The sequence below is a fragment of the Streptomyces sp. NH27 genome (assembly GCF_056859195.1).
The window spans coordinates 1-17,178 of record NZ_JACEGK010000107.1; the positions used below are offsets into that span (position 1 = coordinate 1).

At 73.5% G+C, this 17,178-nt stretch carries 11 protein-coding genes; 10 read left to right on the forward strand and 1 reads right to left on the reverse strand.

Annotated elements, in window-relative coordinates:
* From AC13HU_RS11720 to AC13HU_RS11730, 3 genes are all read left to right on the forward strand, one after another.
* Positions 1-2,447 (forward strand): discoidin domain-containing protein (locus AC13HU_RS11720; protein WP_483041745.1); only part of this gene is annotated, 2,447 nt, incomplete at its 5' end.
* 160 nt (positions 2,448-2,607) lie between these two features.
* Positions 2,608-3,609, forward strand: a complete 1,002-nt coding sequence (locus AC13HU_RS11725) for an aldo/keto reductase family protein (RefSeq protein ID WP_483041746.1) — start codon at positions 2,608-2,610, stop codon at positions 3,607-3,609.
* 211 nt (positions 3,610-3,820) lie between these two features.
* Positions 3,821-4,555 carry a phosphatase PAP2 family protein gene (locus tag AC13HU_RS11730; RefSeq protein ID WP_483041747.1) on the forward strand — a complete coding sequence of 245 codons (735 nt, stop codon included), beginning with the start codon at positions 3,821-3,823 and terminating at the stop codon, positions 4,553-4,555.
* Here AC13HU_RS11730 and AC13HU_RS11735 read toward each other — a convergent pair.
* Positions 4,545-5,810, reverse strand: coding sequence for a transglycosylase family protein (locus tag AC13HU_RS11735; protein WP_483041748.1), 1,266 nt, complete (start codon positions 5,808-5,810; stop codon positions 4,545-4,547). The genes AC13HU_RS11730 and AC13HU_RS11735 overlap by 11 nt on opposite strands.
* A 153-nt stretch (positions 5,811-5,963) precedes the next feature.
* Between AC13HU_RS11735 and AC13HU_RS11740 the strand changes: the two genes are divergently transcribed.
* From AC13HU_RS11740 to AC13HU_RS11770, 7 genes are all read left to right on the forward strand, one after another.
* Positions 5,964-6,965 carry an LLM class flavin-dependent oxidoreductase gene (locus AC13HU_RS11740; RefSeq protein WP_483041749.1) on the forward strand — a complete coding sequence of 334 codons (1,002 nt, stop codon included), beginning with the start codon at positions 5,964-5,966 and terminating at the stop codon, positions 6,963-6,965.
* 211 nt (positions 6,966-7,176) lie between these two features.
* The gene (locus AC13HU_RS11745; RefSeq protein WP_483041750.1) at positions 7,177-8,235 is read left to right on the forward strand and encodes an inositol-3-phosphate synthase; all 1,059 of its coding nucleotides are present in this window, start codon (positions 7,177-7,179) and stop codon (positions 8,233-8,235) included.
* 249 nt (positions 8,236-8,484) lie between these two features.
* On the forward strand, positions 8,485-9,804 hold the full coding sequence (locus AC13HU_RS11750) for a D-alanyl-D-alanine carboxypeptidase family protein (RefSeq protein ID WP_483041751.1): 1,320 nt from the start codon (positions 8,485-8,487) through the stop codon (positions 9,802-9,804).
* Between the two features lie 113 nt (positions 9,805-9,917).
* Positions 9,918-12,023, forward strand: coding sequence for a restriction endonuclease (locus tag AC13HU_RS11755; protein WP_483041752.1), 2,106 nt, complete (start codon positions 9,918-9,920; stop codon positions 12,021-12,023).
* A 272-nt stretch (positions 12,024-12,295) separates the two neighbouring features.
* Positions 12,296-13,444 (forward strand): transcription termination factor Rho, encoded by a 1,149-nt coding sequence (gene rho, locus AC13HU_RS11760; protein ID WP_483041753.1) that lies wholly within the window; start codon positions 12,296-12,298, stop codon positions 13,442-13,444.
* A 101-nt stretch (positions 13,445-13,545) separates the two neighbouring features.
* The gene (locus AC13HU_RS11765) at positions 13,546-14,358 is read left to right on the forward strand and encodes a phytanoyl-CoA dioxygenase family protein (RefSeq protein ID WP_483041754.1); all 813 of its coding nucleotides are present in this window, start codon (positions 13,546-13,548) and stop codon (positions 14,356-14,358) included.
* A gap of 10 nt (positions 14,359-14,368) precedes the next feature.
* A partial coding sequence (locus tag AC13HU_RS11770; protein ID WP_483041755.1) for a helix-turn-helix transcriptional regulator occupies positions 14,369-17,178 on the forward strand: 2,810 nt, incomplete at its 3' end.

Genomic DNA, 17,178 nt, shown 5'->3' on the forward strand with positions numbered 1-17,178 from the left:
GCCATGACCAGAGCCCCCCAAACCCCCCAGGTCCCCCACCGCAGCTCCGGTTCAGACGGCGCAGCACCGCCGCCGTCCTCTCCTTCGCGGTCGCCGCCGCGGCCGCGCTCACCGCGGTGACGCTGGCGAGCGCGCCGACCGCGCACGCCGCCGGCGGCGTACCGGCCCCCTCCCCCGTCGGCGTCTCCGGCCGCGGCGCGAACGTGCCGTTCACGGAGTACGAAGCGGAGTACGCCAACACCAACGGCACCCTGATCGGCCCGGACCGGCTCTACACCCACCTGCCCTCGGAGGCGTCCGGCCGCCAGGCCGTGACCCTCGACGCGGTGGGCCAGTACGTCGAGTTCACCCTCACCAAGCCGGCGAACGCGATGTCGCTGCGCTACAGCATCCCGGACTCCGCCGACGGCAAGGGCCGCGACGCCGGCCTCGACGTGCAGGCGAACGGTCAGTCCGTCAAGACCCTGCCGGTGACGTCCCGTTACAGCTGGTACTACGGCGGCTACCCGTTCAGCAACGACCCCGGCGGCGGCAACCCGCACCACTTCTACGACGAGTCCCGGACCATGTTCGGCACCACCTACCAGGCGGGCACCAAGATCCGGGTGCAGGTCACCTCGACCGCGCAGTCCCCGTCGTTCACCATCGACCTCGCCGACTTCGAGCAGGTGGCCGCGCCGATCGCCCAGCCCTCCGGCTCGATCAACGCCGTCACCGACTACGGCGCCGACCCGACCGGTGCGACCGACTCCACCGCGGACATCCAGGCAGCGGTCGACGCGGGCCAGGCGGCGGGCAAGCCGGTGTACATCCCGCAGGGCGACTACACCCTCTACGACCACGTCGTCGTGGACGGCGTGACGGTCGAGGGCGCGGGCCCCTGGTACACCGTCTTCGGCGGCCGGGACCCGGTGAACCGCAACCGCGCCGCGGGCTTCTACGGCAAGTACGTCGCCGGCGGCGGCTACACCGGGGAGATCCGGCCGAAGGAGGCCGGCGGCCCGAGCAAGAACGTCGTGCTGAAGGACTTCGCCATCATCGGCGACATCACCGAGCGGGTGGACGACGACCAGGTCAACGGCATCGGCGGCGCGCTGTCGAACTCGACCATCGACGACCTGTGGATCCAGCACGTCAAGGTCGGTGCCTGGATGGACGGTCCCATGGACCATCTCACCATCGAGAACAGCCGCATCCTGGACACCTCGGCCGACGGCGTCAACTTCCACTCCGGCGTGACCAATTCGACGGTCACCAACACCTTCGTCCGGGACACCGGCGACGACGGGCTCGCGTCCTGGCCGGAGAAGGCGCCCAACTCCGACGACAGCTTCACCCACAACACGGTGGTGCTGCCGGTGCTGGCGAACAACATCGTCACCTACGGCGGCAAGGACTTCACGATCTCCGACAACGTGATGGCCGACACCGTCACCAACGGCGGCGGCCTGCACATCGCCAACCGCTATCCGGGGGTCAACGGCGGCTCGGCCAATGGCGTCTCCGGCACCATCACCGCCGACGCCAACACCCTGATCAGAGCCGGGAACAGCGACTACAACTGGCAGTTCGGGGTCGGCGCGATCTGGTTCGACGGCCTCCAGGGCACGGTCGACGCGGACATCGAGATCACCAACACCGACATCCTCGACAGTTCCTACGAGGCGATCCAGTCGATCGAGGGCGGCGGCGTCACCGGCGTCCACTTCAAGAACGTCGACATCGACGGTGCCGGCACCTTCGCCGTCCAGGGCCAGGCCCCGGCGAACATGACCTTCACCAACGTGACGGCGAAGAACATCGCGCAGGCGGACAAGCCGATCTACAACTGCGAGGGCACCGCCCTGGTTCTCAACGACAGCGGCGGCAACTCCGGCTGGAACAACGGCGGTCAGCAGTGCAACGGCTGGCCCGCCCCGGTGTGGACCAACGGCGGCGTGCCCACCGGCGGCGGCAGCGGGGGCGACAGCGGCGGCACCACTCCGCCGACCACACCGCCCACGACGCCCCCGACCACTCCCCCGGCCGACGGCAACCTCGCCAAGGGCCACCCCGCCACCGACACCGGCCACTCCGACGTCTACACCGCTTCCAACGCGGTGGACGGCGACGCCAACTCCTACTGGGAGAGCACCGACAACGCGTTCCCGCAGTCGATCACCGTCGACCTCGGCTCCGCCCAGACCGTCGGCCGCCTCGTCCTGAAGCTGCCGCCGGCCACCGCATGGGCCACCCGCACCGAGACGCTCTCCGTCCTCGGCTCCACCGACGGCAACACCTTCACCACCCTCAAGTCCTCCGCCGGGTACACCTTCGACCCTTCCAGCGGCAACACCGCTACGGTGTCCTTGAGCCCGACCTCCACCCGCTATCTCCGGCTCACCTTCACGGCCAACACCGGCTGGCCCGCGGGCCAGCTCTCCGAGCTGGAGGCGTACGCCTCCTGACAGGCGTACGCCTCCGACCGGATCGGGGCGTCCCTTTGCGCGGGGGCGCCCCGCACCCGGACAGCAGGTCAACCGGGCGCAAGGTCAGCCGATTACCCCCGGCGCAAGGTCAACAGGGCCTGCCTCCCCCCGCACGGGCCAGCGCATAGAGTCGCCTCCCATGGAATACCGTCACCTCGGCCGCAGCGGCCTGTTCATCAGCGAGATCGCCTACGGAAACTGGCTCACCCACGGCTCCCAGGTGGAGGAGGACGCCGCCACCGCGTGCGTGCGCGCCGCGCTCGACGTCGGCATCACCACGTTCGACACCGCCGACGTCTACGCGCAGACCCGCGCCGAGTCCGTGCTCGGCCGCGCGCTGAAGGGCGAGCGGCGCGAGGGCCTGGAGATTCTCACCAAGGTCTTCTGGCCCACCGGTCCGGGTCACAACGACCGGGGCCTTTCCCGCAAGCACATCGCGGAGTCCATCGAGAACTCGCTGCGCCGGCTCCAGACCGACCACGTCGACGTCTACCAGGCGCACCGCTTCGACGTCTCCACCCCGCTGGAGGAGACGATGGAGGCGTTCGCGGACGTCGTGCACTCCGGGAAGGCGCACTACATCGGCGTCTCGGAGTGGACCTCGGACCAGATCAGGCGCGGCCACGCGCTCGCCCGCGAGCTGCGCATCCAGTTGGTGTCCAACCAGCCGCAGTACTCGGCGCTGTGGCGGGTCATCGAGGGCGAGGTCGTGCCCACCTGTGAGGAACTGGGCCTGGGCCAGGTGGTGTTCTCGCCGATCGCGCAGGGCGTGCTGACCGGCAAGTACAAGCCGGGGCAGCAGCCGCCGGCCGGTTCCCGGGCCACCGACGACAAGGGCGGCTCGGACATGATCAGCCGCTGGATGCACGACGACCTGCTGGAGCGGGTTCAGCAGCTCCAGCCGCTGGCCGCCGACGCGGGCCTGTCGCCGGCCCAGCTCGCCGTCGCCTGGGTGCTCCAGAACCCGAACGTCTCGGCGGCCATCGTCGGCGCCTCCCGCCCCGAGCAGGTCGCGGAGAACGCCAAAGCCGCCGGTGTGAAGCTGGACGCCGACCTGATGGCGAAGATCGAGGAGGTCCTCGCCCCGGTCGCGACCACCGACCCCAAGCGGGTCCACGACAACGTGCCCGACCGCCGCTGACCCGGACGGCACAGGTCGTACCCGGGTGGCGGCGCCTGCCACCGCCCGGGCCGACCGCCTCGCGTGGCGGCGCGGGGCGGGGCGGGGCGGAGCGGTCTCCCCGGCGTAGGGTGACTACAGTTCTGTAGACGTCTGTTGCCGCCCGCCGGGTGCGGCCGGCCGGGCGGGCCTCGCGCGCGCCGCCGAAGCCAGGGAAAGGCGGGCCCGCCCGATGCCTCGCACGCCGTCCGGCCCACCACGTCGGCTGCCGTACACCCGACGCGGCCTGGGCTGGGCTGTCGGGCTGGCGGCGGCGTTCGCGGCGCTGGCCTGGGTGGTACTGGCGCGGCACGGCACGCCGTACCCGCTGGACACCGGTCCGATCAACTGGTCGGTACGACACCGGCCGCACGGGTGGGTGACGGCCGCGCGCGTGGTGACGCACGCGGGCAACGGCCCGTATCCGTACGTGGCGGCGGCGCTCGGCGGTTGGCTGGGCGGCAGCCGGGGGCGGGCGGCCCGTGCCCGCGCCGGCGTGCCGACGGCGCTGCTCGCGGTGGTGGCGCTGCTCGCCGAGCAGGCGGTGCGCGCCGCGCTGATGCTGGCCCTGCATCGCGCCCGTCCCCCGGTGGCCGACTGGGCGGTGTCCGCGTCGGGGCACTCCTTCCCTTCCGGGCACACCTCGTCGAGCGCAATGGCCGCCGGGCTGCTGGCGTGGGGAGCGCTGCGGGCCCGCCCGGGCGCGCCCGGCCGTATCGTCGCCGTCCTGTGCGCGGTGGCCGCGGTCGCGGTGGGCTGCTCCCGGGTCTACCTGGGCGTGCACTGGCCGACGGACGTGCTCGGCGGCTGGCTGTACGCGGGTTCCTGCCTGCTGCTGGTGCTGCCACCGCTGACCGGGTACGCCCGCGCGCACGACGCCGACGGCACCGACGAGGAGCACGGCGGCGGCGGAACGGTCAGACCTTGACGCCGTGCGACCGCAGGAACCTCAGCGGATCGACGTCATCGCCGTAGTCCGGTCCGGTGCGCATCTCGAAGTGCAGGTGCGGCCCCGTCGCGTTGCCGGTCGCGCCCGAACGGGCTATCCGCTGGCCCTCGTTGACATGCTGGCCGACCCGCACCGAGATCTGCGACAGGTGGCCGTATTGGCTGTACTCGCCGTCGGCGTGCTTGATCACCACCTGGTAGCCGTACGACCCGCCCCAGCCGGCGGTGACCACGGTGCCCGCGCCGACCGAGTGCACCGCGGTGCCGGTGCCGACGAGGAAGTCCACGCCGGTGTGGTGACCACTGGCCCAACTGCCGCCGCCCACGCGGTAGCCGGTACCGATGGAGGCGTGCACCGGCACGGTCCAGCCGGAGGACTTCTTGGCGGCGGGCTCGGCGTGCGTCTTCTTCGGCGCGGGCTTCGCCGCCGGTTTGGCTGCCGGCTTCGGCGCGGGCTTGGCCGCGGGCGCGTGCGTGGTCTTCTTCGGCGCCGTCCTGGCGGGTGCCGCCAGGGTCAGCCGCTGGCCGGGCAGTATCAGATCGGGGTCGTCGCCGACCACCGCGTGGTTGTCGGCGTACAGCGCCGGCCAACCGCCCTTGACCTGGTGGTCCGCCGCGATGCCGGAGAGCGTGTCGCCGTGCGCGACGGTGTAGCGGTCCTTGGCGTCCGACTTCTTGACGTCCGGACTCTTCGCGTCGGCCTTCGCCTCGGACGACTTCCTGCCGGACGTCTTCGCGGCGGCCGGGTGGGCCGGGTGCGCAGTCCGGGACGTGTGCGTCGTGGTCTTCTTCTTCGGCGCGGCACCGGCCTTCTTCGTGCCGGTCGACACCTGGACGGTGTGCGAGGCCGTCGCCGGCTCCCGGATCAGCCCGGCCTGCACCGAGCAGACCGGCCAGGCGCGCGGCCCCTGGTTGTCGAGCACCTTCTCGGCGACCGCGATCTGCTCGCTCTTGGAGGCGAGGTCGGCGCGCACGGCGTAGGCGGTGCCGCCGTACGCCCGCCAGGTGCTGGCGGTGAACTGGAGCCCGCCGTAATACCCGTTGCCGGTGTTGATCGTCCAGTTGCCGGAGGACTCGCACTTGGCGACCTTGTCCCACACCCCGGCGGTGGCCGCGTGCGCGCTGCTCATCCCGATCAGCGGCAGCGCGAGCCCGGCACCGCCCGCGGTGACGGTCAGCGACGCCTGGGAGACCCGGCTCGGACGATAGCGGCGGTGACGTCCGCGTAAGGCCATGACGCGCGTCCTTTCCCTACGCTTCCGGCGCCCGGGCTGCTCCGGGCGGGCCAAAGAGGCGGGCCAAAGATAGGCCCGCCCCGGCGCGGCCACAAGAGTGCCCGCAACAGCACAGGTGGGACTAGGCGGCGGATCCGGGGCGTTGTATCGCAAGTGACTTCTCTGCTGCGCGACACGCCGTTCTCCGTGCTGGACCGGTCCCGTACCCGCGAGGGCGAGGACCCGCCGCAGGCGCTGCGCGCGACCGTCGGCTTCGCGCGGCAGGTGGAGACGCTGGGCTACCACCGGTTCTGGGTCTCGGAGCACCACAGCGTGCCAGGGGTGGCCGGCTCCGCGCCGACGGTGCTGGCGGCCGCCGTGGCCTCGGCGACCTCGCGGATCAGGGTCGGCACCGGCGGGGTGATGCTGCCCAACCACCGGCCGCTGGTGGTCGCCGAGCAGTTCGGGGTGCTGGAGTCGCTCTTCCCCGGGCGGATCGACATGGGACTGGGCCGCTCGGTCGGCTTCACCGGCGGCGTACGCAAGGCACTCGGCCACGGCAAGGAGGCCGCGGACGGCTTCGACGGGCAGATCGGCGAGCTGCTCGGCTGGTTCGACGGCACCCAGCGCGCGTATCCGCAAGTGCACGCCTGGCCCGCCGAGGGGCTGCGCCCGGCGCCGTTCCTCCTCGCCACCGGCAGCGGCGCCGACCTGGCCGCCGCGCACGGCCTGCCGCTGGTGATCGGCGGGATCCGCGGCGAGGACGCGATGCTGCGGGCGGTGGATCGCTACCGCGCCGCGTTCCGCCCCTCGCCGTGGGCGGCCGCGCCGTACGTGGTGCTGTCCGGCACCGTGGCGGTCGCCGGCACCGGGGAGCGGGCGCGCCGGCTGCTGGTCTCCGAGGCGTGGGCGTCGGCGTACTCCCGCACGCACGGCGTCTTCCCGGCGCTGGCGCCGTACGCGTCGATCACCGCGACCCCCATGTCCGGCGCGGAGCGGGACCGCTTCGAGGAGGCCATGACCGGGCACATCCACGGCACCCCGGAGGACGTGGCGAAGTCCCTCGAGTCGCTGCTGTCGCGCAGCGCCGCCGACGAGTTCCTGGTGACCACCAGTACGTATGACCGTGCCGAACTGCTGGAGTCCTACCGGCTGCTGGCGGATCTGCTGCACTGACGACCTGGTGCACGAGGCCGTAAGCCGAGGCCCGGTTCCCCCGTCGAACCGCCCGGCCCCGCTGACCCCGCCGCGACCACCACGCCCGCTCCCACCGACCCCGCCCCGCCTTGCCGGCCCCGGAAACCCGCAGGCCAGCGGACCCGCCGATAGGATCATCGGCACGCGGTCCGCGCATCCGCCGGCCGCCGGGCACGGGAGGGGACCTCGGATGGGCACCGTACGGGTCGGCATCGTCGGCATCGGCAACTGCGCGTCGTCGCTGGTGCAGGGCGTGGAGTTCTACCGGGACGCGGAGCCGGGCGCGGTGGGGCTGACCCACCCGGTGTGCGCGGGGTACACCATCGGCGATGTGGAGTTCTCGGCGGCCTTCGACGTGCACACCGGGAAGACCGGGCGGGACCTGTCGGAGGCGATCTGGGCGGCGCCGAACAACTCGCGGGCGTTCGCGCAGGTGCCGCACCTGGGCGTGCCGGTGACCGAGGGCCCGCTCGCCGACGGGGTGGGGCGCGGCAGCGCGGACCGGCTCGACGTGCGGGGCGAGGCGAGCCTGGAGGACGTGGTGCGGCGGCTGAAGGAGAGCGGCACGCATGTGCTGGTGAACTTCCTGCCGGTGGGCAGCCAGGCGGCCTCCGAGCTGTACGCGCAGGCGGCGCTGGAGGCGGGCTGCGCCTTCCTCAACTGCATTCCCTCGGTCGTGGCCCGCTCCCCGCAGTGGGCGGAGCGGTTCGCGGCGGCCGGGCTGCCACTGGCCGGCGACGACCTCAAGAGCCAGTTCGGCGCGACGCTGATCCACCGCGCGCTGGTGGACGTGCTGCGGCGCAACGGCGTGGCCCTGCGCAGCACCTACCAGTTGCTGGGCGGCGGCAACATGGACTTCTGGAACATGCAGGACGCCGAGCGGATGGCCGACAAGAAGGCCACGAAGGCGCAGGGCATGTTCGCCGGCGGCACGGGCGCGGCCTCGGCCGAGCCGCAGGTGCACGTGGGCGCCGACTTCATCCCGTTCCTCGGGGACCGCAAGGTGGCCTTCATCCGCGTGGAGGCCGAGGCGTTCGGCGGCACCCCGCTCGACATCGACCTGCGGATGGAGGTCGACGACTCGCCGAGCGCGGCCGGGAACGTGCTGGACGCGGTGCGGTATCTGAAGGCCGCGCTGGACCGCGGGGCGGGCGGTGTGGTGGATGCGGTGGCGGCCTCGGTGATGAAGGCGGCGCCGTCGCCGCTGGACGAGGCGGCGATCGCGCGGGGGCTGGCGGACCTGGGCTGAGCGGTCGGGGCAGTCGGGGGCGGCCGGCCCGGCCCTGGAGCACCTGCCGGTACGCCGTCGCGCGACCCGTACGCCGTCGTGAAACGGACGTGCGGCGGCGTACTCGACGGACAGTCAGTGCAGTACGAATATCCGACATATGACGGTACATCCTGTTGGCGGCGACGGAGTCCCCCGCAGGCGCAGCGGCCTCACCGGTATGGACTGCGCCACCGCGCCGGATATGTTCACCATTCTTACGGTGACCACATGAACGCCATCCGTCCCCCTCGCCACTCCGCTCGCCGCCGCACCGCCCCTCCCGTCACCTTGCCCGCCGCCCTGCCCGCCGCCGCGCTGGCCGCCGCGTGCTGCCTGACCGCGCTGACCGCCGGACCCGCGGTGGCCGCGGTTGCCGCTCCGGCCGTGGCACCCGCATCCGGCGGCGGCCAGGGCTCGTCGGGCACCTCCGCCGACACCTCACAGACGGCCGTGGACCGTACGCTGCTCGCCGAGCCCGGCGTGCACGTGCTGCCCCGCTCCGGCGCGCCGGAGTTGCCGTCCGACCTGTCCGCGCTGTCCTGGACGGTCTCCGATGCCCGCACCGGCCAGGTGCTCGCCGCGAAGGACGCGCACCGCCAGCTGCCGCCCGCCTCCACCCTCAAGACGCTCTTCGCCGACACGGTGCTGCCGCGTTTCCCCGCCGACCTCAAGCACAAGGTCAAGGACTCCGACCTGGCCGGCCTGGGCGACGGCAGCAGCCTGGTCGGGGTGCAGCCCGGCCAGACGTACACCGTCGCCGACCTGTGGCGGGGCGTCTTCCTCGCCTCCGGCAACGACGCCGTACACGTGCTGGCGAACATGAACGGCTCGGTCGCGAAGACCGTCACCGAGATGCAGGCCAAGGCGCGGATGCTGGGCGCGGTGGACACCCATGTGGTCACCCCGGACGGCTACGACGAGCCGGGCCAGGTCTCCTCGGCGTACGACCTGGCGGTGTTCGCCCGGGCCGGGCTGAACAACCCGGACTTCGCGCAGTACGCCTCGACGAAGGACTCGCAGTTCCCCGGCGGCTACGACGCGCAGGGCTCGTACGTGACGTCCTTCGGCATCGAGAACACCAACCGGCTGCTGACCGGCGAGAAGGGCGTCACCGCGTACCCGGGCCTGCTCGGCGTGAAGAACGGCTACACCACGAACGCGGGAAACACGCTGGTCGCCGCGGCGCGCAAGAACGGCCGTACGATCATCGTCTCGCTGATGAACCCGCAGTCCGGCCAGACCAACGCCGTCTACACCGAGGCGACGAAGCTGCTCAACTGGGGCTTCTCGGCGGCGGACCACACCACGTCGGTGGGCACGCTGAACGCCGCGGCGCCCGAGCGGCGGGCCGACGCGGGCACCGCGCCGGACTCCGCGCGGGCCGGACACGCCGCGCCGCAGGCCCCCGAGGAGGCGCACGCCACCCCGGTGTCGTCGCGATCCGCGGTGGCCTCGCCGACGGCCTGGGCGGTCGGTGGCTCGCTGGTGCTGCTCGCCGGCGTGTCGGTGGTGGTGCTGCGGCGGCGCAGCGCGGCGAAGAACCGGTGAAGCTGCTGGCAGAGGGGTACGCTCGGTGACCGGGCGGTCGAGCCGGGCGGTGGGCGCGAGTCGGCGGCCGCCCATGCGCTGACGCGCGCCGCCGGAGGGGGAGCTGTAGCCGCATGAGCCGTCGTTCGACCGGATTGGTGTCCACCTGGGCCGAGATCCAGCGCCAGCAGCAGCGGCAGACGGAGGCCCGGCACCGGGCCCGAGAGCAGCAGCGGCGCGAGGCCGAACGGCGGCAGCGGGCCGCGGAGCGCGCGCTGGCCCGCTCGCAGAAGGAGCAGCAGGCCGCGTACCGGCGCCGCCGCGAGGACGACGCCCGCCGGCGCACCGAGGAACTGGAGTGCAGGAGCGAGGAGTTGGCGGGGCTGCTGCGGGCGGGCTGCGCGGCGCCGGTCTTCACGCCCGAAGCGCTGGTGCTCCCGGAGGAGTTGGAGCCGTTCGCGCCGGGTCCGCTCGCGGTTCCGGTGGCGATGCCGCAGCTGGAGAGTTACGCCCCCGCGCACCGCTCGGCGTGGGGCCTGGGCCGCCAGGACCGGCAGGTGCGCGAGCGCTACGAGCACGATCTGGCGGTGGCGCGAGCCGCCGAGGCGCAGCGACAGCACCAACTCGCCGACTACCAGGAGCGCTACCGGCGCTGGGCGGAGCAGCGGCTGGCCGAGATACGCCGGCACAACGCGGGGGTGCGCGACTCGCTGGAGCGGCTGCGCGGCGGCGAACCGGACGCGGTGGAGGAGTACTTGACGGGGGCGCTGTACTCGTCGCGGGCGTGGCCGGAGGGGTTGCCGCGGCAGGTGTCGGCGACGTTCGAGGCGCCCGAGCGGCAGTTGGTGCTGAACTGGGAGCTGCCGGCGTTCTCGGTGGTGCCGGAGGCGGCGCTGGTGCGGTACATGCCGAGCGTGGACCGGGACAAGGAGGTGGCGCGGCCGGTCACCGAACGGCGGGCGGCCTACCGGGACCTGCTGGCGCAGTGCCTGCTGCTGGTGTTGCGCGAGGTGTTCGGCGCGGACACCTTCGACCTGCTCGGTTCGGTGGTGCTCAACGGGTTCGTGGACGACACCGATCCCGCGACCGGGCACCGTACCCCGGTGTTCCTGGCCACCGCGATGGTCTCCCGGGCGGACTTCACCGCGGTGAACCTCGCGCAGGTGAACGCGGTGGACTGCCTGGTCGACGGCCTGGGCGGCCAGTTGTCGGCGCGGCCGGACCGCCGGGCGGCGGTGGTGCCGGTGCGGCAGCCGGGCGAGGCGGGCCGCGGGGTGGTCACGCACGGCGGCGGCGAGGAGCCGGACCTGCTGACGATGGACCCGCTGGAGTTCGAGGAGCTGGTCGCGGAGCTGTTCCGGGCGATGGGCATGAGCGCGGTCACCACGGTGCGGTCCGGCGACGGCGGGGTGGACGTGGACGCGCTGGACCCGGACCCGATCCGCGGCGGCAAGATCGTGGTGCAGGTCAAGCGGTACCGCAACACGGTCACGCCCAGCGCCGTACGCGACCTGTTCGGGACCGTGCAGTCGCTCGGCGCCAACAAGGGTGTGCTGATCACCACTTCGGGCTTCGGCCCGACCTCGCACGCCTTCGCCAACGGCAAGCCGCTGACGCTGGTGTCGGGCACCGACCTGGTGGACCTGCTGCACCAGCACGGCCTGGGCGGGCGGTTGGGCGGCGCGACGGCCGCTCGCGAGACCGACGTGACACCAACTGTCGCACAGGGCCTCGGACTTGACGACGAGCCTGACGCGAGCGTGCTGGGCATGTGGTGGGCCGGGGACGTGGCGCTCGACGTGTGCGCGCTGGTGTGCGCCGGCGGCCGGGTGCTCGGCGACGACCACTTCGTCTTCTACAACAACCCGCGCACCCCGGACGGCAGCGTACGGATGATGCCGGGCCTGGGCGGTGACAAGGCGGCGATCTGGGTGAGCTTCGACCGGCTGCCGGCCGCCGCGGACCGGGTGGTGCTGGTCGCCGCGATCGATCCCGAGGTGAACCCGGACGCCGATCTGGCCGGCTTCACCGACGCCCGGATACGCCTGACCGACCCGGAGGGCAGCGAGGCGGACCGGCTGGACGTCTCCGACGGCCGCCCGGGCGAGACGGCCCTGGTGCTCGGCTCCTTCCGCAGGCGAGCCGGCGACGACTGGACCTTCGTGCCCGGCGGCAAGGGCTACCAGGGCGCCGGCGGCCTGGTCGAGCTGGTGCAGGAGCACGGCATCGAGGTGGAGTAGTACAGCGACGGACCGGACTGTGGTAGGGTCACCGCAGGGAATTATAGGTTCGCGCCTTTCTGATGGCGCTCCGTCCCTCTCTCCCCCTCGGTTTTCATCCGAGCGTGGTCTGTTCTTCCGACTCACACGGCGACGGCCGATCCTCGTCCTCGCCGGACCTTCCGCGGCACCCGGAGCGTGCATCCATCCGCTCGGGCCGCAGCCCCCTCACGCCCTATGGCGGCGTACGGCGCCGCCCGTCAGAACCATCCGTCCGCGAAAGGACGACATCCATGACCGAGATTCTCGAACGCCCGCTGAACCGGCAGGAGTTGCCGCAGCGGGTGACCGGCGTGCTCGACACCGAGCGCGGCGGACAGGCCCGGCTGCGCGGCCCCGGCCTGCTCCCCTCCCCCGACGACCCGGCAGTGCCGCAGGCGCTGGTCCGCCGGGCCGGGCTGCGCAGAGGCGACCTGGTCGAGGGCACCGTCGGCAAGCCCGGCACCCTCGCCGACGTCCGGTCCGTCAACGGACTGCCGCCGGCCGCACCGCGCCCCCACTTCGCCGACCTCACACCGTTGCACCCCAAGGAGCCGCTGCGGCTGGAGAGTTCCGCGCTCAGGGGCTCGTCGGCCGCCGCCGGGCGGGTCATCGACCTGATGGCGCCGATCGGCAAGGGCCAGCGCGGCCTGATCGTCGCGCCGCCCAAGGCCGGCAAGACCGTGCTGCTGCAGGGCATCGCGGCCGCGGTGGCCACCAACCACCCCGAGGCGCACCTGATGGTGCTGCTCGTGGACGAACGCCCCGAGGAGGTCACCGACATGCGGGCGAGCGTCCGCGGCGAGGTCATCTCCTCGACCTTCGACCAGCCCGCGCGGCAGCACATCCAGGTCGCCGAACTCGCGATCGAGCGGGCGAAGCGGATGGTCGAGCAGGGCCGCAACGTGGTGATCCTGCTCGACTCCCTGACCCGGTTGTGCCGGGCCCACAACAACAACGGCGCCGGCAGCGGCCGCACGCTGTCCGGCGGCGTGGACGCCGCCGCCCTGATCGGCCCCAAGCGGCTGTTCGGCGCGGCCCGGCTGGCCGAGGAGGGCGGCTCCCTCACGATCCTCGCGACCGCCCTGGTCGACACCGGCTCGCGCGCCGACGACTTCTACTACGAGGAGCTCAAGAGCACCGGCAACATGGAGTTGCACCTCGACCGCTTCCTCGCCGAGCGCCGGGTCTTCCCGGCGATCGACATCACCACCTCCGGCACCCGCCGCGAGGAACTGCTCGTCCCCGCAGACGAGTTGGCGGTCCGCTACCACCTGCGCCGCGCGCTCGTCTCCCGCGACCCGCACGGCGCCACCGAGGTCCTGCTCGCCCGCCTGCGCGAGACCCCCACGAACGCGGACTTCCTCCGCAACGCCCGCGCCACCGTACCCGGCGCCTCGTAGGACCGACCGGCAAATGGAGGGCGGTCCAAGGCCCCCGCGTACTCCGGGGGCGCCGCGGAAAATCGGGTGCCCCCGGGCCCGGGACGCGCGAGGATCGGCGGGTGACCGATGGCGAGTTGGCGGACCGCTTCCTCCGGGACGGCTTCGTGAAGGTGGAAGGCGCGTTCGCCGGGAGCACCGCGCGACAGTGCGCGGCGCTGCGGTGGGAGCAGACCGGGTGCGATCCGGACGACCCGGCCACGTGGACCGAGCCGGTGCACCGGGTCGGCGACATGGCGCAGCCACCTTTCGCCGAGGCGGCCAACACCCCGGTCCTGCATGCCGCGTTCGACCTTCTGGTGGGCGCGGGCCGGTGGGCGCCGCGCGCCTCGCTCGGCTCGTTCCCGCTGCGCTTCCCGCACCCGACCGAGCCCGATGACGCGGGTTGGCACATCGACGCGAGCTTCCTGCCGCCGGGCGGACAGCAGTATCACGCCAACGTACGGTCCGCGGGCCGCGCGCTGCTGATGCTGTTCCTGTTCACGGACGTGGCGGCGGCCGACGCGCCCACCCGCATCCGGATCGGCTCGCACCTGGACGTGCCACGGGTGCTGCGGCCGTACGGCGAGGAGGGCGCGTCGATCTTCACCTTCGCGAAGGAGGTGGACGAGGCGAGCGCGCATCGCCCGCTCGCCCTGGCCACCGGACGGGCCGGGGACGTGTACCTGTGCCACCCGTTCCTGGTGCACGCGGCGCAGCCGCACCACGGCGCCCGGCCCCGTTTCATGGCGCAGCCGCCGCTGTATCCGGCCGAACCGTTGCGCCTGGAGCGGCCCGACGAGGCGTATTCCCCGGTCGAGCGGGCGATCCGTGCCGGGTTGGCCGGGCCGCCTCGGGAAGCGGCGAAGATCGTCCCGACGCCGGACATCGGTTAGCGTGCACCACATGCTGCATGGACGGGAAGCCGAAGCGGACACGGTCGAGGCGCTGCTGGACGGGGCGCGGGCGGGCCGTAGTGGGGTGCTGGTGGTACGCGGGGACGCCGGGATCGGCAAGACCGCGCTGCTGGCGCACGCAGTGGCGCGGGCGGGCGCGGCGGACTTCGCCGTGGTGCGCAGTTCGGGTGTCGAGTTCGAGGCCGAACTGCCGTACGCCGGGCTGGAGCTGCTGCTGCGCAAGGCGATGGGCGCGATCGACTCGGTGCCGGAGCCGCAGCAGCTGGCGCTGCGTGCGGCGTTCGGGCTGATCGCGGGAAACGCGGGCGAGCCGATGTTCGTCGGTCTCGCGGTGCTGTCGCTGCTGTCGGAGCACGCGGGCGACGGACCGCTGCTGTGCGTCGTGGACGACGCCCATTGGCTGGACCGGGCGTCCGCGGACGCGCTGGCGTTCGCGGCCAGGCGGCTGGACGCGGAGGGCGTGGTGATGCTCTTCGCGGCCCGCGACGTCGAGGGGTCGTTCGCCGCGCCGGGGCTGCCCGAGCTGCGGCTTGACGGGCTCGACGAGACGGCGGCCGGTGCGCTGCTGGGCGAGCGCGGCGCCGGGCTGGCCCCGGCCGTACGGCGCAGGGTACTGACGGAGGCGCAGGGCAACCCGCTGGCGCTGCTGGAGCTGCCGCTCGCCCTGGACGCGACCGGCGGGACGAGCGGGATCGGGACGAGCCGCGCCCGCGCGGCCGACCTGGCCGGCACCGGCGCGGACCCCGGGCCCGGCGTGCTGCCGCTGACCAGCAGGCTGGAAGCCGCCTTCCACAGCCGGGTCGGCAAGCTGCCGCCCCGCACTCAGACGCTGCTGCTGATCGCCGCCGCCGACCACACCGGCCACCCGGGCACGCTCCTCGCCGCCGCCACCGCGCTCGGTGTCGGCGTGAACGACCTGCCACCGGCGCAGGACGCGGGCATCGTGCTGGTCGACGAGGAGGACCGGCTGCGGTTCCGCCATCCCCTGATGCGGGCCGCGATCCACCAGCGGGCCCCGCTGCCGGAGCGGCTGGCCGCCCACCGGGCGCTGGCCGACGCGGTCGACCCCGTGCACGACCCCGACCACCGCGCCTGGCACCTGGCGATGGCCGCAACCGGGCCGGACGAGGAGGTGGCCGCCGCCCTGGAGGCCACCGCGGCCCGGGCCCGCGAGCGCAGCGGCCACTCCGCCGCGGCGGCCGCCTACGAGCGTGCCGCCCGGCTGAGCACCGACTCCGCCGCCCGCGCCGGCCGGCTCCTGCTGGCCGCCGAGGCCGCCTCGGAGGCCGGCGAGCTGCCCCGGGCCCGGGAGTTCGCCGAGCAGGCCGCCCGCGCCGCCGCCCCGACGCTGACCCCCGGTTCCACGGCGGAGGCGGTGGTGCGTGCCCGGACGCTGTACGTACGGGCGCTCGCCGACTTCTGGCAGGGCGCGTTCCCCGGCGCGCACCGGATGCTGCTGGTGGGCGCCGACGCGGCGGCCGCGACGGATCCCGTACGGGCCGGGCGGATGCTGGTACAGGCGGTGCACACCGCGTGGTACCTGGGCGCCGCCGAGGTCGACGAAACGATACGGCGGCTGGCGGCGCTGGAGTTGCCCGCGGACACGGCGATCCGCCCGGTCGCGGACTTCGTCATCACCGCGCTGGATGGACCCGTCCGCTCGTCCGCCGGCCCGGCCGGTCTGGCTTCGGCCGCCGCCGCGGCGCGGGCGGCCGGCGGGGGCGGCGCCGACCCGCGCGAGCTGGCGATGCTGTGCGCGGCGGGCATGGTGCGCGGGCAGGACGCGGAGTCGTACGAACTGGCCGCCGAACTGGTGGCGGAGTGCAGGGACAGCGGCGGGGTGGGGCGGCTGGCGACGGTGCTGTTCTTCCGGGCCGAGGTGGAAGTGTTCGAGTCGCGGATCGCCGACGCGCACGCCACCGCGGCCGAGGGGCTGCGGATCGCCCGGGACACCCAGCAGGCCCAGTGGATAAGCCAGTTGAGCGGAGCGCTGGCGCAGGTGGCCGCGTTGCGGGGCGACGAGGCGGAGTGCCGTGCCCACGTCGCCGAGGCGCTGGCGGCCGCTCCGGGTGTCACCACCGCGCCGGGCGCCGCGTGGGCGTACTGGTCGCAGGGCCTGCTCGACCTGGGCCTGGGCCGGGCCGGATCGGCGCTGGAGCGGCTGGAGTTGCTCGCCGGGCCGTTGCTGCGGCACCACATCTCCGCCATCCGCAGCGTGCCGGACCTGGTGGAGGCGGCGGTCCGCCTCGGCGAACCGGCGCGCGCGGCCGAGTCGTTCGCCCGGTTCGAGCGGTGGGCGCAGCGCGCGGGGCAGGGCTGGGCGGACGCCATGGTGGCCCGCTGCCGGGCACTGCTGGCCCCGGACGAGCAGGCGGAGGAGTACTTCACGGCGGCGCTGGCCGGGCACGACCCGCACCGGCGTGCGCTGGAGGCGGCCCGTACCGAGTTGCTGTACGGGGAGTGGCTGCGGCGGGCCCGGCGCAGGAGCGAGGCGGCCGGGCGGCTGCGGTCCGCGCTGGAGGTGTTCGAGCGGCTCGGCACCCACTCGTGGGCGGACCGGGCGCGCGGCGAACTCGGTGCTTCCGGCGCGCTGGTGACAGCGCATCAGGAGACGCGGTCACTCGCCGATCAGGCGGGGCTCACCCCGCAGGAGGGGCAGATCGTCCGGCTGGCAGCGCACGGCCTGTCGAACAAGGACATCGCCGGGCGGCTGTTCCTCAGCCCGCGCACGGTCGGCTACCACCTGTACAAGGCGTATCCGAAGCTGGGCGTCGCCTCGCGCGGTGAACTGTCCGGACT